Below are 17,805 nucleotides of genomic sequence, written 5' to 3'. Positions count from 1 at the left end.
TCCCAACTTTCAAACAAATTCAAGAGAGAATGCCCTATCTTCTCAAATTAGATGTTTTCACCTCACAGCTGAGAATTTCGCCCACATGTGAACTGGCAATCGGGTTAGAGTAGAGCGAAGAAATAGCATCGCATCAGGAGAGCAAAGCCGCGCGTCATGGCGAAGATACCGTCGTTGAAAAGCATTCAGGCCTTCGAAGCAGCCTGCCGGCATCTGAGTTTCAAGGATGCCGCCGATGAATTATGCGTCACTCCGACTGCCATTTCCCATCAGATCAAATCGCTGGAGGATCAACTTGGAGTACCCCTGTTCCACCGGCTGACCCGCGCCTTGAAATTGACGGAAGATGGGGCCAATTACGCGCCCCACATAATTGAGGCCTTCAAGAACATCGAAGCCGCTTCTCTCGCGCTGGAGGAAGACGACCTTGCGGGCACATTGACAATCTCAACAACCGGGTCTTTTGCCGCCAATTGGCTTAGCCCGCGGCTGCGAGGCTTTTACGAGAAATACCCGGAGATCTCGGTAAGGGTTCTGTCAAGCGATCAACTGGTGGATTTCAAATCCAGCGATGTGGATGTGGCCATTCGGTATGGCTTTGGCGATTATCCTGATAGCAATGTAGCTTGGGTCTTGAATGACTGGGTAGCCCCTGTCTGCAGCGTGGAAAAGGCGAAGTCACTGAGTTCCCCCGAAGATCTTCTGAAATCTCGTCTGATCGAATACCAATGGAGCGGGTTTTCTGATGCGGATCCGAGTTGGGAGCGCTGGATGGGCGCGGCTGGCTTGCAGACTGGTGATGTCGAGCCCTATGTCACCTATTCCGAGGAACACATCTGCTTGCTGACGGCAAGCGATGGTCATGGTGTGGCCCTGGTCAGCCTTTTGGCCGCCGCGCGTTTTTTGGAACGCAATATGCTGGTCGCCCCCTTTGACACGGCATTGAAGAACAAGAGCTATTTTCTCGTCTGCCCTGAAACTTACGCCAATCGTGCACGCGTTCGTGTGTTCCGGGAATGGCTATTGGACGAAGCAGATGAGTTTCGCGACAGCGCCGTCGGTCAAAGGTTTTTTGAGGATTAGCGCGTTCGCCAAGATCTAATCCGTCGCTTGAATATTTGTCATTTCTAAATTGCCGAGAAGCATGCGTTTCTGAACCCCTAATCAGGAGTTCTTGCGCATGCAAAGTTTTGACCCTTCCCAACCCGATGGTTTCAATCAAACTCTGGACAGCACGGTCTCTGCCGACGGCGTCCCGGTCATTGCACAACGGTATACAGTGCCAGCACGTTGCGGTGTCGCGGTGCGTTTGACAGCCGGGCAGACATTGACCATCACCAATCCGACCGGCTGGCAAGTCTGCGATTTCTGGGCGTTCAATGCGGCAGAGCTGCATGAATATTTGTCTATGCCGCATGTGCATCCGGATCTTCTGTCTGTTTTCCCAAAGGTCGGTGACAGGTTGGTCAGCAATCTGCGCAATCCTCTTCTGACGCTGACCCAAGACACATCGCCGGGTGTGCATGACACAACGGTCGCCGCTTGCGATGCCAACCGGTACAAGCAATTGGGCGTTACTGATTACCACGACAATTGCGCCGACAACTTGAGGCAGGCCTTGCTTGCTATCGGGAAAAAAGCACCGCATGTGCCAGCGCCCTTCAATCTGTGGATGAACGTCCCAGTTCACCCTGATGGCAGCCTTGCCTGGGCTGCGCCGGTGTCAAAGGCGGGGGATAGCATGACATTCAAAGCTGAGATGCCAGTCTACGCCGTGATGTCGGCCTGCCCGCAAGATATCACTCCAGTCAATGGGGACGAAGGCAAACCCAGCGCGCTGGAATTTGTTGTTCATGACGGCTAATGGCGGCGACATATTTTCTGCCCGCTGGATCATCGAAGATGCTTTTCACAGTCACAACGACTTCGCTCTTTATGTTCTAGACGGTAGAATAGGTGGCTTAGCACCTCTGGCCGTATTGAAGTCACGTTATCCCAGCGCAAGGGTGCACTCGGACACAAACACGGCGATCCTGCCCGGGTTTGTGAATGCTCATCACCATTGTTATGGGGTGAACCTGATCAACCAAGGGATACGGGATGACCTGTTAGAGCCTTGGATTTTCGCCTCCGCTGGCGCAGCCGACATTGCGCCGCGCCTCGCCACCGAATACGCGGCAATGCGCTTGCTGAAGAATGGGGTAACGGCTGTTGTGGATGCTGGCACCACGGGTCAGACAACGGCCATTGCCGAAGTGAAGATAAGGGACAAAATCGCCGTATATAATGGGCTTGGCCTGTCCTGTGCCATCGCGCCGGGCGAGAGATGGCACAACCAGCTTGTGCATCCATATGGGCAAAGCCAGTCGTTTCTGACCACCTTGCCCGAGGTTCTGCGATGCAAACTGCAACGCCAACACGTTGCGCGTACACGTATTGCACCGCAAAGCTTTGTACGGCTTCTGTCCCGGATGAATGGCGAATACGCGGCATCTGAATGCGCTGATGTGTGGTTTGGCCCCACGGCACCGCATTGGACGGGCCGAGAGATCCTTCGCGACATTGCCAGGGAGGTTCGCGAAAGCGGCCAGCGCATTCACACCCATGCAGAAGAGTCTCGGCTGCAGCACCTGTCGGCTACAGCCTGGAGTTTTCAGGGTGCCATCGCAGAATTGGGCAAAGCTGGCCTGCTCACTGACGGCTTGTCTTTGGCGCATATGGTCTGGGCGGACGAAAAAGATCTGGCGCGAGTCGCCGAGGCGCGCGCGCATATTGTGTGCAATCCTAGCTCCAATTTGCGGCTGCGGTCCGGCATTGCACCCGCGCCATTGATGAAGCGGATGGGCATCAACCTCGCACTGGGGATGGATGGGACCAGCCTGGCAGGCGATGACGATATGTTCGCCGAAATGCGTCTGGCGCAAAGCCTTTATTGGTCGAGTGATCGGGCGAACCCTAGCCTGACCGCGAAGGATGTTTTCGACATGGCCACTTTGGGTGGCGCGCGTTTGATGGGTATGGATCACAGCATCGGAAGCCTGTCCGTTAGAAAACGCGCCGACTTTGTGATCCTGCGCCTGGACCGTCTTGAAGGTCCCTGGTTAAACCCCGGCATTGATCCGGTTGAGCTGTTGGTCAGCTCGGCAAAATCCACGGACATCCAGAGCGTCTTCACCGGCGGACAACTGGCCGTTTCGCACGGCGAGGCCCAAAAGTGCGACGAAAAGAAAATTCTTCAAAACATCACCGACAGCATGCAGCGCGCCGCGGATCAAAGGCTGAGCGCCAGTGAATATGCCGTCGTCAAATCCGCATTGCAGCGCTGGTATGACGATTGGCTGACGAACAATGCCCCGCAATTGTGACAGAGGAGCAAGACCATGCAGAAAAAGATAATCTGGCCAAACGGCGCGCGATGCGCCTGTGCGATCACCTTTGATATCGATGCGGACAGCCTGATCCATATCGCAAAGCCGGTCGACGGGCATGATCGCCTGTATCCGATCTCGATGGGGCGCTACGGGCCGACGGTTGCCATCCCTCGGATTCTAGAAACCTACAAACGCCTCGGGCTGAAACAGTCCTTCTTCGCACCCGGATGGGTCGTGGAGCAATATCCAGATGCTATGCAAGCCATCCTGAAAGATGGTCATGAAATCGGCCATCATGGCTATTTGCACGAAGACCCGACAAACCACAGCGCGTCTGAACAAGCCTATTGGTTTGAACGCGCGCTGGAGTCGCATAAGCGGGTTCTGGGCAATGTGCCAAAAGGCTATCGCGCACCGGTTTACAATGTGACGCAAGCCATCATCGACCTGCTGAACAAGCATAAATTCGATTATGACAGTTCGCTGATGGCGGATGATGTGCCATATCTCATGCGATCCGGCGGGCGGACTTTGGTCGAACTTCCACCGCATTGGGGGACCGACGACTGGCCGCAATTCGCCCATTTTGAGGAGATTGGCTACATGATGCCCGTCGCCGGGCCACGCGCCGGGCTGACCCCATTTTGGGAGGAATTCGAAGCCCAATACGAAGAAGGTGGCTTCTGGATCGGTATTTGGCATCCCTTCCTGACCGGGCGTTTGGCGCGGTGGCGGCAGGTGGAAGACTGGATGGAAACCATCTTGAACAGGGGTGACGTCTGGTTCGCCACTCTCGGAGAGATCGCGCAGCACGTGCGCACGCAATATGAGGCAGACCGGCAAAGCGTACGGGTTGAAGAACTGCCTTATTATAAGGCTCCGGCCCTGACGACATGAATATCCTTCAACGGGCGCGCGACTTCGTGGCTTCGCTCGACGCGCAGCGCGAGGTATTCCTTAGCGTTGCGCCAGATAGACTGTTGGATGATGCCCGATCCGCCTCCGCGCGGCAGGCCGCAGGGAGCCTGCTTGGCCCGTTGGACGGCCAGTTTCTTGCGGTGAAGGCCAATATCGACGTGCAAGCGCTCCGAAGCCATGCGGGATCTTTGGCCATCGATCCTCAACCAGCAGACAATGACGCCCCGATCGTGGCCAAGCTACGTTCTGCGGGCGCGATCATTCTGGGTCATGTGAACATGTCGGAGTTCGCCTTCTCCGGGCTCGGAGTTAATCCGCATTTCGGCACCCCTCTAAATGCGTTGGATAGCACACTGGTGCCCGGAGGGTCCTCGAGCGGATCGGCGTCAGCCGTTGCCTTGGGCTTGGCCGACATCGCATTGGGCACAGATACCTCCGGCTCCGTGCGCATTCCGGCCGCCTGTCAGGGCCTGGTGGGGTTTCGCCCAACTATGGGCCGTTATGAAAGCGCCAGGATTTTACCACTGGCGCCTTCTCTGGATACGCCAGGCTCACTCGCTTTTAACGTCAGTCAGATTTGCGCTGTAGATCGCGTTTTGTCGGATTGCAAAGAAACCGGGGACGCCTGCCGTCATATTCTGTGCCTGAGGGAAGACGCCCTGGTGGGATTTACCCCGGATATCAGGGCTATGTACGAACAGGCCCAGCAGCAATTGTCCGATCATGGCATCGAATTGGAAAGGGTTGATATCCGTAGTTTCACTCGTGTCACGGAGATCTTCCAAACCTATGGAACGCTGGTGAGTGCCGAAGCCTTTCGTATTCTGCCAAGCTTGGTCGGAGACCAGCAGGCCAGACTGGACCCAAATGTGCAGGATCGCCTTGCTCAGGCGGCTTCAATCCTTGGCACAGATCTGCAGGCATTGCTGGAAATCCGGCGGGCACTCATCTCAGACTTTGGCAGGGAACTGGCAGGGAAGATGCTGCTTTACCCGACATTGCCGTCGTACCCGCCGTCTGTTCAAGCCGTGACCCGCGGTAAAGGGGTCTTTGCACGGGAAAACGCCCGTATCCTGTCGGTATCGATGAAAGCCGCTTTCCTCAATGCCCCAACAATTTCCATTCCATTTGGAGAACGGAGACCGGGGGTCAGCCTATCCTTGAGCGGCGGCGCAAACAGGGACGCGGATATACTTGCGACGTCGTCTCATCTGGAGAAGATTTTTTCAGCGATTAGAGATGGCTGAGGTCAGCTCACTCTATTCAGAATTCTCTTCATTTGTACCTGTGCGTCTCTGGCTTCACCTTTGAATGGTTCATTGCAAACTGACTAGGTGACAAGATGACCACAATCCTGAGAATTGACGCAAGCGTGCGCCGCACCGACAACCCTGTTGCGGCCTATAACTCCATTTCCCGCGCTTTGGCGGACAGTTTCGTGGAAGAATGGAAAACGGTTGATCCGGACGTCGAAATTATTGTGCGTGACGTCGGAATGACCCCGCCGGACTTCATTTCCAACGATTGGATCGCGTCCGTCTTTACACCGGATGAAGAACGCACTCCTGAACAGAGCGCTTTGGTCAGCTTGTCTGATACGCTGATTGAAGAGCTCGACCGCTCCGACATCCTTCTGATTTCGACGCCCATGTATAACTATGGCATGCCCGCAGCCCTGAAGGCTTGGTTTGATCAGATCATCCGGATCAATAAGACATTTACGTTTGATTTGGCGCGCGGCGACTTCCCTCTGGAACCGATCATGTCCGGAAAAACACTGGTGCTGCTGACATCGGCTGGCGAATTCGGCTTTGAGAACGGTGGGATTCGCAATGACTCGGGCCACCTTTCTGCGCATATAGGCACCTTGCGCAAGTACCTAGGCGCAGAACGCATGTTCGAAGCTGCGGCCGAGTATCAGGAATTCGCGGATGAGCGTCACAAAGCTTCGGTCGCCTCAGCTCAGGCCCAGGCACGTCATATTGCGCGTGAGCTTGCCTAACCGTTTGCAGACCGGCAACTGGAGATGTCTATGGCCGCGACTACAATTCCCGGAGACGCGTCACCGGAGCGTTGCGTGCTTGACTGATCGAAAAACCTGACGCGCATTACTTTTTGTGCGGACCAGTCAGTTTCATGGGCGACGTGCAGGCTGACCTGGAAAGCCAAGGCGTTCCCGCCGAGCAGATCCACACCGAAAGTTTCGGTTCCGCCATGTGATCTCTATAGACAAAGATCCGCAATCGGAAATTAGAACGAGAGGAGTAACAATATGCGCGAGTCATATGATGTGATCATTATTGGTGGGGGCAATGCAGGGTTCGGTGTTTCCTCCGTGGCACATGGAGCCGGAAAATCGATTGCTTTTATCGAAGCGCGCGATTTCGGCGGGACCTGTCCCAATCGCGGCTGCACGCCAAAAAAGGTTCTGGTGGCGGCCGCCCATGCAATGCACGAGATCGAACAAGCCCCCATCCATGGGATCGAAGTCAGCAAGCCAAAGCTCAATTGGACGAAACTGATCGACCGAGAGAAAGACCTGATTGGTTTCATCCCTGAAGCCATGCAGGGGTTGGCCGAAAAACGCGGTGATGTCTTTCGAGGCACCGCGCGTTTTGTCGGGCCGAACGAGGTTGAGGTCGACGGTCAGGTTATACATGGCAAGGACATCGTTATCGCAACAGGATCGAAGCCAAGGCCTCTGCCTATTCCCGGCACCGAGCACATGATCACGTCCGACGAAGTTCTTTCCGATGCGACAGTGCCGAAAGAAGTTGTCTTCATTGGCGGCGGCGTCATTGCCATGGAGTTCAGTCATGTCTACGCGCGAGCCGGAGTGCGGGTGACAATCCTTGAAGCGTTGCCACAGTTGCTGCCGCGTATGGACAGTGACGCCGTATCGGCTCTGCAAGCGGAAACCGAACGCCTGGGCGTAGCGGTCAAAACCGGAGTATCGGTGACGGCAATCGAGAAGACTGCCGACGGGTTGCGTGTTGAATTCGAACATGACGGCAGAAACCAAAGTCTTTTAGCCGAGCGGGTCGTCAACGGCGCAGGCCGCGTCGCCAATATCGACGGGCTTAACCTCGATGCCGCCGGTGTCGGGCATGACGGACTTCGCATTCTGATCGACGATACGATGCGGTCCACCTCCAACTCTTCAGTCTGGGTTGCGGGCGATGCTGTCACCAGCTCCGCTCAACTTTCCCCCATCGCAACGTATGAGGGTCAGATTGTCGGCCACAACATCGTGCATGGACCAACTAAAAGGCCGGATTACAGCGTGATCCCCAGCGCCGTCTACACCGTTCCAGCGCTCAGCACCGTGGGCCTGACTGAAGCCGAAGCGCGGGAAAAGGGTCTCGATGTCTCAGTTACGGTTTCTGATATGTCCGGTTGGTTTTCCACCAAGACCTATGCGGAAACGGCAGCCTGGTCCAAGGTTTTAGTCGACAAGAGTACCGATCAAGTCTTGGGTGCTCATATTCTGGGCCATCACGGTGACGAACTGATTCATCTCTTTGCGATGGCCATGCGTCACGGCATCTCTGCCAGCGATCTCAAGTCCTCGCTATATGCGTTTCCGACCTTCGCTGCGGATATGAAATCCTTGATTTAGAGCAGCTTGATACAAGCTGATCCTTCCCAAAGGAGAGCCGCCATGAACGATAAAGTCTGTCTGATTACAGGTGTCGGTGACGGAACCGGAGCATCGGTTGCCCGCCGGTTTGCACAGGACGGATACCGTATTGCCTTGCTGGCCCAGAACGCAGTTAAGTCGATGTCATCAGCCATGAACGCCCGCGCGTCGATTACCTGAGAGCCGAAGGTATTGGTAACTCTCAATTGTGCGCCTTGGACAAGACGAAACGCGCGGCCCGTGCGGGCCTTCAGCACAAAAGTCTCTGCCATCAGAACAGCAAAGCGCCAGTTGTTGGCAGGAGGACCGCATATACGCTTGTGGAGGCGGTGATGAACAGGCGATTGCGTTTCGGCCCGCCAAAGCAAACATTCGAGACCTCTTTTGGGACGAAAATCTTGCCCAGCAGCGTGCCATCCGGGTGGTAACAATGAACGCCGTCCTTTGCGCTCGTCCAGATACGGCCTTGGGTATCGAGCCGAAATCCGTCAAAGACGCCTTCTTCGCATTCAGCAAAGACATCCCCGCCTGAGAGCTTGCCGTCTGCACCAACGGAGAACGCGCGGATATGATGCTCTCCGCTTGCGTAACGCGTGCCACCACTGTCAGCGATATAGAGCGTTTGCTCGTCTAGCGAAAATGCAAGTCCATTCGGACAGGCGAAGTCAGTAGTCACTTGTGTGACATCGCCGGTGGCCGGATCGAGACGATAGACATGTTCACCGTCAAGCTCTGGGTCTGCCTGAAACCCTTCGTAGTCAGACTCTATCCCGTAGGCCGGATCACTGAACCAGATCGTGTCATCTGATCGCACCACAACATCGTTGGGGCTGTTGAACCGCTTTCCCTCGAAATGACTGGCCAGAGTCGTAACCGACCCATCATGCTCAATCCGGGTGACACTGCGCGTCCCATGCTCGCATGCCACGATCCGCCCTTGCCGGTCGAGCGTTGAGCCATTCGTGTAGCATCCGAGGCCTGAGCGGATGTCTCCGACTGCTCCGGTTAGTTCGTCCCAGCGGAGCCGTCGATCATTGGGAATGTCGCTCCAAATCAGGCATCTGAACGTCGGAGAATACACCGGTCCTTCTGTCCATTTACCCCCTGTCCAGATTTGGTCGATCGGCTCATCCAGTTTGATGCTGCGTTTGAACCGATCATCACGGACTTCGTAAGTATCAGTCTTGGTCATTGGCAATACTGGCTCGGGTTGCTACAAATTACATAGCAACATAAATCGCTACAGAAAGTATAGCAAGTGACTAAGATACCGATACCAGGTCAGCCTGTCCGTGGCTCAAAAAGCGGCGCGCCCATTATGGCTCTGTTCGACCTGCTTGGACGGTACTGGGCTATGGGAGTCCTTTGGACGTTGAGCGAGGCTGGCCCATGCACATTCCGAAAGCTGCAAGAAGAGTGCGAAACAATCTCACCTGCGGCACTCAACACCCGACTGAAAGAGCTTCAAGCGGCGGGATTTGTTCATCGCGTTGCCGAAGGATATGCGTCGACTGATCTGGGACAACACCTCTATGATCATCTCTGTCCACTCGGAGACTTCAGTAAGGAATGGGCGAAACACTTACATGCTCGGGAATAGGAGAGCGGACGTTCAGAACCATTGATTGAAAGTTCGGTTTGTCTCGCTTTTCAATCACCTGAACCAGCTGCAGCGATGCGTTCGCAGCGAATGTCAACAAAGCAGGCTGCGAATGCAGCATTGGCGACCCACGTCCAAGGTCGGCTTAGGGCCGTTTTCGCCCGACCTGAAGGTGAATTGTCGATTAGGCATTGGTTTCAGGTCAGCTTCTGACTCCAATGCGGGGGTCGAGTTCATTTGCATACGAGCGGGGTTAACTGTTGATCTGTAAACCCTTACTTTTGTTCTTGTAGCCATTAATCCGCTCTTGGGTTTCGGTGGCTTCGCGCTTGAGCCAATCTACGAAACGGCGCAATTGGGGACGCTGCAACGTTTGCTCTCGCAGGTGAATCCGAAATGGGTTTGGCGCTGAAAGCCCTTTTTCAACAGGATAGGGAAGCACCAAGGACCCTTCTTCCAGATCGTTCTCTATCAAAGAAGCGCCGCAAAGGAGAAAGCCCACATCTTCTCTCACTGCTTCAAGGGCCATCTCCGCTCGCTTGTAATACGGTCCTCGGTCAGCACCAGTACGCCGCATTCCGAAAGTCTGAAACCATTCACGAAATCCTGGCCTGTCTTCTTTACTTCTGTGCTCTTCCAAATGAAGTAGCGGCATCCCTTCCATTTCGTGCTCGGTGTCGTAATCAGCTATTCTGCGTAAGTTGTCTGGGCTGCATACAGGGACGAGATAGTCAAAAAAGAGCGGCTCCCCTTTTTCACGTCCGCCGTATTCAACGCGGATATCTGGCGCCCCCAGCCGCATCGGAACGTCCCCCGCTCCGTTGATGCAAAAAAGAATGTTTGGATGGTCTTCTCTAAATTTCGGTAACCGAGGTGCCAGCCACAATTCGGACCAATCCGGGTCGGCAACGATGTGAATTTCGCTAACACGCTGAAAATCGAGCGCAGTTGATACGCGTTCAAGTGCCGAAAATGCAGTACGAAGATCCGTCAGTGCCCCTGACAGTTCGGGTGTTGGGTGTAAACCCGACCGACCACGGACCAAAAGGTCTGTTCCAAGGTAGTCTTCCAGTGCCCGGATCCTTTGACCAACCGCAGCTGGGGTGATCCCCAATTCGCTGGCGGCTGCTTTGAGCGAACCAGTTCGAAGGGCTACTTCGATAGCTTGAAGAGACTTGAGGTGCGTAGACATAGAAGTTTGATAAAGATTTTCTTTCGACGGCGCAAATTTCTGCACTACTACGCCGGTTTTTCTTTAGTTCAGCAAAGAAAATTTGGTTCGGAATCTTGAAGCCTGAGTGCCACAATCTCTGTACACGGTAAAACGGAGGTGGAGAAATGTTGAAGAGATTTGTAATCGAACGGGACATTCCTGGCATTGGAGATTTTTCGTTGACCGAGCTTTGCGCCGCGTCGCGTGCTTCAAATAAAGCACTTGTCGACGTCGGCCCGTCAATTCAATGGCAACATTCCTATGTTGCCGGAGACAAAACATTTTGCATCTATCTGGCTGAAAGCGAAGCCGAGATTCAGAAGCATTCAGAGTTGTCGGGGATTCCGGTGGGGAAGATAACCGAGGTTCACCAAATCATCGACCCGCTTACCGCGAACAACTGATGCACATGGCACGCGCACGGTGACCAGCCCTAGTTGGTCACCGCGCGCGAATTACCGATCTTCTTTTAGTAAAAGTAGCGTAGCGCAATCATAGTCCCGATTTGGTTGAGCAATGGTGAATTTGTATCAGCCTTGGTTTCGCAAATCTTGCGAATGGCGGAAAACCGGTTAGGACAAAAAGCGCTGCGAAGAGCCACATCAAATGCATAAAAATCATCGAACCGGTGACCACACGCCTTATTCAATCCAGTAGTTGACCAAAGCGGCTTCTGCAAATTCACCAAGCTCAGGATGGTCGCTGAAATAGTTCAAAAAACTCAACACGGCCTCATTCTGTGCAGGCGTCAATTGGTTGAACTTGGACTTCCTGAACTCATGCAGCAGTTCTTTCGATGTGCCGGGGTCGAGTGCAAGTAGGATGCTTTCACTGGCATATTCCGGACTGTCTGAATTTCGCAGAGCCCAAAGCAGATATGCAGGCAAATAGTACTGAAATGCCTTGGCGCTGAAGGCAGTGGGGGCAGCGTAACCGTAAACGATCATTTGATCGGTCATCTCATGCCATTTGACCCCGCCGTAGAATTCAAGAATATCCACGTCATCCATACATTCGGGGTGAAGAAGTTCATCATCAGCAGGTGGATCAAGGCCGTCAAATGCAGCAATGATCTGGGTCGCAAGATCTTCCGTTGTTGTCGTTACCTTTGGCATGGTGCCACATTAAACTGGCTGAAACCCCGAAATCGAGTGTATCAGCAACAATTCGGATTCGAGTGATTGCGATGGATAACGGACAAAAGCTCTTCCAGGACGTCAGTCATGAATTCCACGACAATTCCATTTATGCCCTAAAATTGATTTCGCCTGACCCAGACAACGATGACTGGGTGAGTGAGCTAAAACTCGACATTGATCATATTGAGGAATGGATCAGGCAGGACAATGGGCAATTCAGTTTCTCCGTTTCCCAGGTCAATCTGTGTTTCGAGGGCGTTTCCGATCTGTCCGTTTCCTTTTCGTTTCCGAAATCGACCGTTACACCGCTGCCAATCGACCGGATTACCCGGTCCAAAGAACCAGTTCGGATCCATGGAATGGACTATTCCGAATTTGCCTGGACCATCGAACTGAATGACCGCCGCGGCGGTCGCATTTGCTTCTACGCCACCGGGTATCGCTTTGAAAGGGTCGGGGAACCCGTCATCTGCGAAGAACAATATATACCCAAACACCTGCGCCCACCGCAATGAATTCAAACTTTTTTTGGTCACCACTGCAATTTACAACGTAGCAGACCATCTGCGATCTTGCCGAGGATCTGGATTAAGTACTTGGGTATGTTTTTCAGTGCCGCTTGTGCCTGTCAGCCTTTCGCTTATCAGGTTTTGAAGAAAGAAAGCTACTCGGTGACCGATTGTCCGCCGTCACAGTGGCGGCGACTTCATTCTGCGCATAGCAAAATTAAGCAGTAGCCACACCTTCCGGGGATTGCGCCTCCTGTTGCAACCACCCTCGAACAACACGGACAGCTCGCCGCCGTCCCGCGCGCTGGTTGGTGGCGAGGTAATATCCACCAAAGGGAATTTCTACGACGTTAAGGCTCACCAACGCACCTGTCTCAACTTCTGTTTGACAAAGGTGCTTGTCCATCAGAACCGCCCCCAGGCCGGCGACGGCTGACTGGATTGACAGGAGTGCTCCTAATGGGTGAGGCAGATCAAGAGTTGGAACTTCTTTCAAACCAGATTTCGAGAACCATTCTGGCCAAAGACGGAATGTTGCCTCTTCAATCAATGGGCCGGTTGCCAGAACTTTAAGGTCGGCCTCAGAACCTTTAATTGGCGCAAAGTTTGGCGCGGCAAAAGCTCTGACCAGAGATGGGAACAACAGGTCGTACCTTTCGTCTGGGGGGGTGCGCAGATATCTTAGGCCCAGATCGAAATCGTGCGCCTCAATATCCATGACCTCTGTTGTGATCGATAGACGTAAGTCTATCTCTGGATGCGCGGCTTTCAGACGTGGTAGCCGTGGAACCAACCATTTTTGCGCGACGGCGCTCTCTGTCGTCATGGTAACAACACCTTTGGGCGCGGAAGTCAGAGCGTCAGTTGCGATGGCAATTTGGTCAAGTGCAGGTGTGATCTGTCCCAAGTAAATTTGTCCCTGTTCGGTAAGGGCAACACCAGACTTTTGCGTCCGAAACAAATGCACGTTAAGCCGCTTTTCCAACCCGCGAATGTGACGGGAAATTGCGGAGTGCGATACGTTCAATTCCTCCGCTGCACGGGTAAAGCTACCCAACCTCCCGGCGGCCTCAAAGGCACGCAACGGATTTAGGGGAGGTAAGTTTCTTGGCATGATTGATTGTGACTTTTTGGAACAATAAATGTCAAGAAACGGCGTTTGTGGGATGCCAAGCTTTCTATGAGAGTAGGTGCATGACTAATAAAGGAGAGATCCATGAAGTACGCCTATACTCGTGATTTTGTATCACATCGTGAAGTCCCGGCCTCAGGAGTCAAAAGTGTGTACGCCTTGTGCGAAAAAGTCAAAGCGTCGCTCCGTTCGCTGTTTGCAAAGCGAATAGACCCAACCAGAATGAGCAGGGTTGAACGGCAAGATTCAGGAATCTCAGACGCCGAGATTGATTGGCATAACGCCTTACGCGGACCTTTGATTAAGTGAGTCAGACAGGCAAACCAGCTTTATGCAGACCGGTTGCCAGAACTTCGAAATCGTCTCGATGCCGCCACATAGATTCATAACCACGCGCAAGAGTGGAGAGATTATCTTTGGGCACTTCGATGCCTCGACTCCTAAATTCGTCATGGCGCTCCGCGATAAATTCCTGCAATGCAGCCGAAGCCTCGGATTGCCGGCCAAGATGCGCGTAAGATGCTGCCACGAATGCCGCAGCTAACGAGTTGAGCCGTGCCTCTCCCATCAAAAAGCCGATTGCTTCCTCGTAGTTTCCGCAGAAGAACTCTATCTGCCCCATGATCCAATCGATCGAAGGGGGATGCAACGGATCTAATCGCATCGCTTGCGACACGACCTCTCTCGCCTTTTCGTGTCTCCCCAGCAACAGAAAAGCATAACCGCACCACGCCATGGACTCCGCTTCGTTTTCGATCTGCGATAACGTCTTTTCGAACTGTGCATTTGCTTCGTCCCAAAGGCCTGCGCAAAGATAAGCAAAACCCAGTTGGTCTTGAATGTAGACGTCCCGGTTGTCCAGTGCAGCACCCTTGCGAGCGATATGCAGGATGTGATCGGAAGCGTCAGAGCCCGCCAATCCTAACCAAAGATCGATAACATAGGTGTCTGAGAGGTACATGTAAGACCGAGCAATGGACGGATCGAGCGCAATGGCCCGTTCCAGCAAAGCTCGTGCTTTAGCCGTATCCCTGGCATTTAGGCCATCTCGAAGAGCTTTGCTTCGAAGCATCAGCTCGTAGGCCTTCATCTCATCTGCTGGTTTTTGCGATGATCGGTCGGCAACGTTGTGTTGAACACGTCCCGGAAGGACCGCAACGATGTTGCGGGCCACCTCGTCCTGAACGGACAGGATGTCTTCCAACTCGCGATCATATCGTTCTGACCATAGCTGCGAGCCCGTACTTGCTTCCGCGAGCTGTACGGAAATTCTTACCCGACTACCGGCCTTTCGAACGCTGCCTGTTACGAGATAATCAGCTCCCAATTCTGCTGCGATCTCTGCCGGATCGGTTTCCTGTGTTTTGAAACGGAAAGATGCGTTTCTGGAGACAACCTGGAGAGTACGAAATCGAGACAACCCGGTGATAATGTCTTCCGCGATGCCATCGCTGAAGAAGGCCTGCTCCGGGTCGTCACTTAAACTGTGCAGTGGTAAGACTGCGATGGTGGCTTTGCGGGGTGTAGCTGCTGGCTTCGCGTCAGGCTGTGCTTGCTCCGCCCCTCCAATGCGCCAGGCCCTAACAGGCTCAGCGATGTTCTTGATGATATGTGTGCCTGCATCCTCCCACACGACCGAAATGCGGTTGCCAACCACGCGATAGACAGCGTCCGAGACGAGCACACCTCCCGGCGGGGCAAGTTGCTCTAAACGCGAAGCAAGGTTAACACCGGAGCCAAAGACATCATCCTCTTGCTTGAGGATGTCACCAAGATTGATGCCAATGCGGAAAAGTAACGGGTCTGGCTCTTCCAAGGGTGATTGTTGCCATTCAACGGCGCAAGAAACCGCGTCTGAAGCACTAGTGAAGCTGGCCAAAAGGCCATCACCCATTAGTTTGACAATCCGCCCGTGGTGACGATTGATCAGTGGTGCAACTGTACCATCTATGTGAGCGGTTAACGCCGCAAGCGTGCCGGCTTCGTCTCGCTCCATTCGACGAGTATAGCCGACCATATCGGCGACCAGAATTGCCGCAAGCTGTCGCTCCAAAGTTGCCTCCCTTACTCTGCATAACGACCAGCGTGGTATTAGGCCATCGGTAACTGAATGGTCACATCTATTGATCGGAAGAATTGCGCTCGTTGAGAGCGCTCGTCCGGCACCGGCGTACACAAACGCAGCGAATGACCGGAATGCGGGCTGCGACCGTAGAATTTGAAATGTGTGCCGAGAATCTGGTTTGGGCCGCTTGTTGGACGTGATCACCGATGATGGACTTAAGGTCATAATGGTTGCACAGACAATCGTCGCCCATGGTGTGCATCATCAGTATTTTTTCCGCGATTTATCCGATCAGTGTACCAAGACCGGCCGCTTTGATGGCGGCATAGGCATGCACCGCGATGGCAGTGTCCTGAGCTCCGGTTCCGGTCAGGTCGCAAACAGTAATGGCCGTTGGATCCCGCTGGAAGGCATGCGGCGCTGAGGTGAGCGAACCAAGTTCCAATATGGCATTCCTATTAGAACCCAAATGCTGCAGCTCGCCCCCAATGCGACATTGAGCCTCGACGTCGCAGGCGAGTACATCGCAGCTTTCCAGGATCTTAGTATCCAACTCCTGCTTGTCCGGCAGGTCAGAACCCATGGCCGTTATATGAAGCCCGGGATGTAACCAATCAGCCTGTAAGAGCGGCTCTGTGGCCTGGGTGGTCGTCACCACGATCTGCGATGCGCAGACAAGCTCTTTCAGACTGACACGGGGCTCAACTGCGATGCCAAGGCGTTTCGTCATTTCACTGCAATATGCATTTACCCGTTCTGCGTTTCGACCATACACTAAGAGTCGCTCAAAGGTTCTGACTAGGGCGAGGCTTTCAACTTGGTATCGCGCCTGGACACCTGTTCCAACAACACCGACGGTGGCGACGGCATCAGGCGCAAGATGTTTTGCCGCGACTGCACCCGCCAGACCCGTACGCAAATCCATCAAATAGCCGTTGTCGAGAAAGACGCAGTCAAACAATCCTGTCCGCGCGTTCACCAACGCCATGATGCTGCTGCAGCTGGGAAGCCCATGTGTTGGATTTCGAAAAAAACCGCTTGCAACTTTGACGGCTAAATGGTCAAGCCCCGCAACAAAGGCGCCTTTGGTGTCAACGGCGCTGTCCGCATCCACATCGATATGCATTACCGGTGGCATTGAAACGCGGCCTTCTGCCAACCAGGTGAAAGCTTGTTCTGTCGCATGCAAAGCAGGTTCATCAACCTTCAGACAGGATCGCAACTCGGTTTCAGTTACAAGCAATGTCGGCACTCTAATGTTCCCTTTAGCTAATCTGCTCAAAATAGCCGAGCTTCAAACCAAAGTCAGGACGCTGCGCCAAACCGATCGTCTGTGTATTGCGCCACATCCAACACATTGGGCTCTCAGCCGTTCGACGTATGAGTGGAAACAGGGAGCCCACAAGCGTCCAATGCAATCAGGATGAGAGGGGAAGTTCGAAATATGACCTCCAGTTAGCCAATCAATTTTGATACGAGCAAAACAGAGCAAATTACCAGTTTGGCAAGTTGATCTGCAGCCGTTTCGAAAGGCCAAGCTCATGAACAGTTCAGCAATCACGCCTGAGGGGATCATTAAGTTCTGGTTCCCCGAAGGTCCTGCGCCCGAACCGAAGGAGCACTTGGAGCTTTGGATGTGGCGGATGCGTGGTGGCGCCAATGTCGAAGTTTTGGAGAAATACTCGGAAGTCACGCAATTGGCTGCGGACGGGGAATTTGATTATTGGGCTGAGACTCCGGAAGGCCGATTTGCGTTGATAATCATCTTGGATCAGTTTCCACAAACTGTTTGGGCAGGCACGGCCAAGGCGTTCTCGCAGGACCCGAAAGCCCTGAAACTCTGCCTAGAAGGGTTCGAAAACGGACATTTTGATGCGCTCGAAAACGTGTGGTACAAAACCGCATACAAAATCCCACTTGAGCATTGTGAATGCACCAATCATCTTGCCAATTTGGATCGTGCGGCGGCAATTGCAGAGGCTCTCGCAGAAGAAGCCCCCGCGCACCTGAAAGAATTGTACGAAAGGGCCACACAACAACCCAAACTACATCGTGCAGTAGTGGCAGCTTTCGGTCGTCATCCACACCGAAACGAAGTTCTGGGTCGTCAATCAACGGAGGCAGAACTTGAATATCTGGCAAAGGGGGAATTCCCACACCAGACAGACCTTGGAGAACAGTACAGGGACTTAATGTAGATACCCAGGATCAGATGCTT

Annotated in this window: 18 protein-coding genes; 12 read left to right on the top strand and 6 right to left on the bottom strand. The window is 53.6% G+C overall.

Features of this window, described 5'->3' with window-relative positions; all coding sequences use genetic code 11:
* The first annotated feature begins 156 nt into the window (after positions 1–156).
* The 8 genes from gcvA (at position 157) to ACR0NF_RS16740 (ending at position 8,109) form a co-directional block, all read left to right on the top strand.
* Positions 157–1,083 carry a transcriptional regulator GcvA gene (gene gcvA, locus ACR0NF_RS16775; RefSeq protein WP_480778638.1) on the top strand — a complete coding sequence of 309 codons (927 nt, stop codon included), beginning with the start codon at positions 157–159 and terminating at the stop codon, positions 1,081–1,083.
* A 97-nt stretch (positions 1,084–1,180) separates the two neighbouring features.
* Positions 1,181–1,864: a DUF1989 domain-containing protein gene (locus ACR0NF_RS16770; RefSeq protein WP_480778637.1), complete on the top strand. Its 684-nt coding sequence runs from the start codon at positions 1,181–1,183 to the stop codon at positions 1,862–1,864.
* On the top strand, positions 1,812–3,365 hold the full coding sequence (locus ACR0NF_RS16765) for an amidohydrolase family protein (RefSeq protein ID WP_480778636.1): 1,554 nt from the start codon (positions 1,812–1,814) through the stop codon (positions 3,363–3,365). Before ACR0NF_RS16770 ends, ACR0NF_RS16765 begins: the two co-directional genes overlap by 53 nt.
* 15 nt (positions 3,366–3,380) lie before the next feature.
* Positions 3,381–4,268 carry a polysaccharide deacetylase family protein gene (locus ACR0NF_RS16760; protein WP_480778635.1) on the top strand — a complete coding sequence of 296 codons (888 nt, stop codon included), beginning with the start codon at positions 3,381–3,383 and terminating at the stop codon, positions 4,266–4,268.
* Positions 4,265–5,536: an amidase family protein gene (locus ACR0NF_RS16755; RefSeq protein ID WP_480778634.1), complete on the top strand. Its 1,272-nt coding sequence runs from the start codon at positions 4,265–4,267 to the stop codon at positions 5,534–5,536. Before ACR0NF_RS16760 ends, ACR0NF_RS16755 begins: the two co-directional genes overlap by 4 nt.
* Before the next feature lie 95 nt (positions 5,537–5,631).
* The gene (locus ACR0NF_RS16750) at positions 5,632–6,291 is read left to right on the top strand and encodes an FMN-dependent NADH-azoreductase (protein ID WP_480667339.1); all 660 of its coding nucleotides are present in this window, start codon (positions 5,632–5,634) and stop codon (positions 6,289–6,291) included.
* 270 nt (positions 6,292–6,561) lie between these two features.
* Positions 6,562–7,908 (top strand): dihydrolipoyl dehydrogenase family protein, encoded by a 1,347-nt coding sequence (locus ACR0NF_RS16745; protein WP_480667340.1) that lies wholly within the window; start codon positions 6,562–6,564, stop codon positions 7,906–7,908.
* Between the two features lie 42 nt (positions 7,909–7,950).
* A complete protein-coding gene (locus ACR0NF_RS16740) occupies positions 7,951–8,109 on the top strand; it encodes a hypothetical protein (RefSeq protein WP_480667341.1) in 159 nt (52 codons plus the stop codon).
* A 91-nt stretch (positions 8,110–8,200) separates the two neighbouring features.
* Here ACR0NF_RS16740 and ACR0NF_RS16735 read toward each other — a convergent pair whose 3' ends face one another.
* The gene (locus tag ACR0NF_RS16735) at positions 8,201–9,121 is read right to left on the bottom strand and encodes an SMP-30/gluconolactonase/LRE family protein (protein WP_480667342.1); all 921 of its coding nucleotides are present in this window, start codon (positions 9,119–9,121) and stop codon (positions 8,201–8,203) included.
* A 126-nt stretch (positions 9,122–9,247) separates the two neighbouring features.
* Between ACR0NF_RS16735 and ACR0NF_RS16730 the strand changes: the two genes are divergently transcribed.
* Entirely contained in the window at positions 9,248–9,529 is a 282-nt protein-coding gene (locus tag ACR0NF_RS16730; protein ID WP_480778633.1) for a winged helix-turn-helix transcriptional regulator, read from the top strand.
* A 253-nt stretch (positions 9,530–9,782) separates the two neighbouring features.
* Here ACR0NF_RS16730 and ACR0NF_RS16725 read toward each other — a convergent pair whose 3' ends face one another.
* Positions 9,783–10,766: a LysR substrate-binding domain-containing protein gene (locus ACR0NF_RS16725; protein WP_480473165.1), complete on the bottom strand. Its 984-nt coding sequence runs from the start codon at positions 10,764–10,766 to the stop codon at positions 9,783–9,785.
* A gap of 101 nt (positions 10,767–10,867) precedes the next feature.
* On the opposite strand from ACR0NF_RS16725, the gene ACR0NF_RS16720 reads away from it, so the two are divergent.
* The gene (locus ACR0NF_RS16720; RefSeq protein WP_480473163.1) at positions 10,868–11,146 is read left to right on the top strand and encodes a DUF4242 domain-containing protein; all 279 of its coding nucleotides are present in this window, start codon (positions 10,868–10,870) and stop codon (positions 11,144–11,146) included.
* 237 nt (positions 11,147–11,383) lie between these two features.
* On the opposite strand, the gene ACR0NF_RS16715 is transcribed toward ACR0NF_RS16720, so the two are convergent.
* Positions 11,384–11,857 (bottom strand): DUF6714 family protein, encoded by a 474-nt coding sequence (locus ACR0NF_RS16715; RefSeq protein ID WP_480473161.1) that lies wholly within the window; start codon positions 11,855–11,857, stop codon positions 11,384–11,386.
* Between the two features lie 71 nt (positions 11,858–11,928).
* Between ACR0NF_RS16715 and ACR0NF_RS16710 the strand changes: the two genes are divergently transcribed.
* Positions 11,929–12,396, top strand: coding sequence for a hypothetical protein (locus ACR0NF_RS16710; protein WP_480778632.1), 468 nt, complete (start codon positions 11,929–11,931; stop codon positions 12,394–12,396).
* A 211-nt stretch (positions 12,397–12,607) separates the two neighbouring features.
* On the opposite strand, the gene ACR0NF_RS16705 is transcribed toward ACR0NF_RS16710, so the two are convergent.
* From ACR0NF_RS16705 to ACR0NF_RS16695, 3 genes are all read right to left on the bottom strand, one after another.
* Complete coding sequence (locus ACR0NF_RS16705; protein WP_480778631.1) at positions 12,608–13,474, bottom strand: LysR substrate-binding domain-containing protein; 867 nt, start codon at positions 13,472–13,474, stop codon at positions 12,608–12,610.
* A 358-nt stretch (positions 13,475–13,832) separates the two neighbouring features.
* Positions 13,833–15,575, bottom strand: coding sequence for an adenylate/guanylate cyclase domain-containing protein (locus ACR0NF_RS16700; protein WP_480473153.1), 1,743 nt, complete (start codon positions 15,573–15,575; stop codon positions 13,833–13,835).
* Positions 15,576–15,870: 295 nt separating this feature from the next.
* Positions 15,871–16,839 carry an ornithine cyclodeaminase family protein gene (locus ACR0NF_RS16695; protein ID WP_480778630.1) on the bottom strand — a complete coding sequence of 323 codons (969 nt, stop codon included), beginning with the start codon at positions 16,837–16,839 and terminating at the stop codon, positions 15,871–15,873.
* A 289-nt stretch (positions 16,840–17,128) separates the two neighbouring features.
* On the opposite strand from ACR0NF_RS16695, the gene ACR0NF_RS16690 reads away from it, so the two are divergent.
* Positions 17,129–17,785: a DUF924 family protein gene (locus tag ACR0NF_RS16690; RefSeq protein WP_480778629.1), complete on the top strand. Its 657-nt coding sequence runs from the start codon at positions 17,129–17,131 to the stop codon at positions 17,783–17,785.
* The last annotated feature ends 20 nt before the right edge of the window (positions 17,786–17,805 follow it).

The organism is Ruegeria sp. CF4, assembly GCF_056537345.1.
This window is presented reverse-complemented; position numbering and strand designations above follow the sequence as displayed.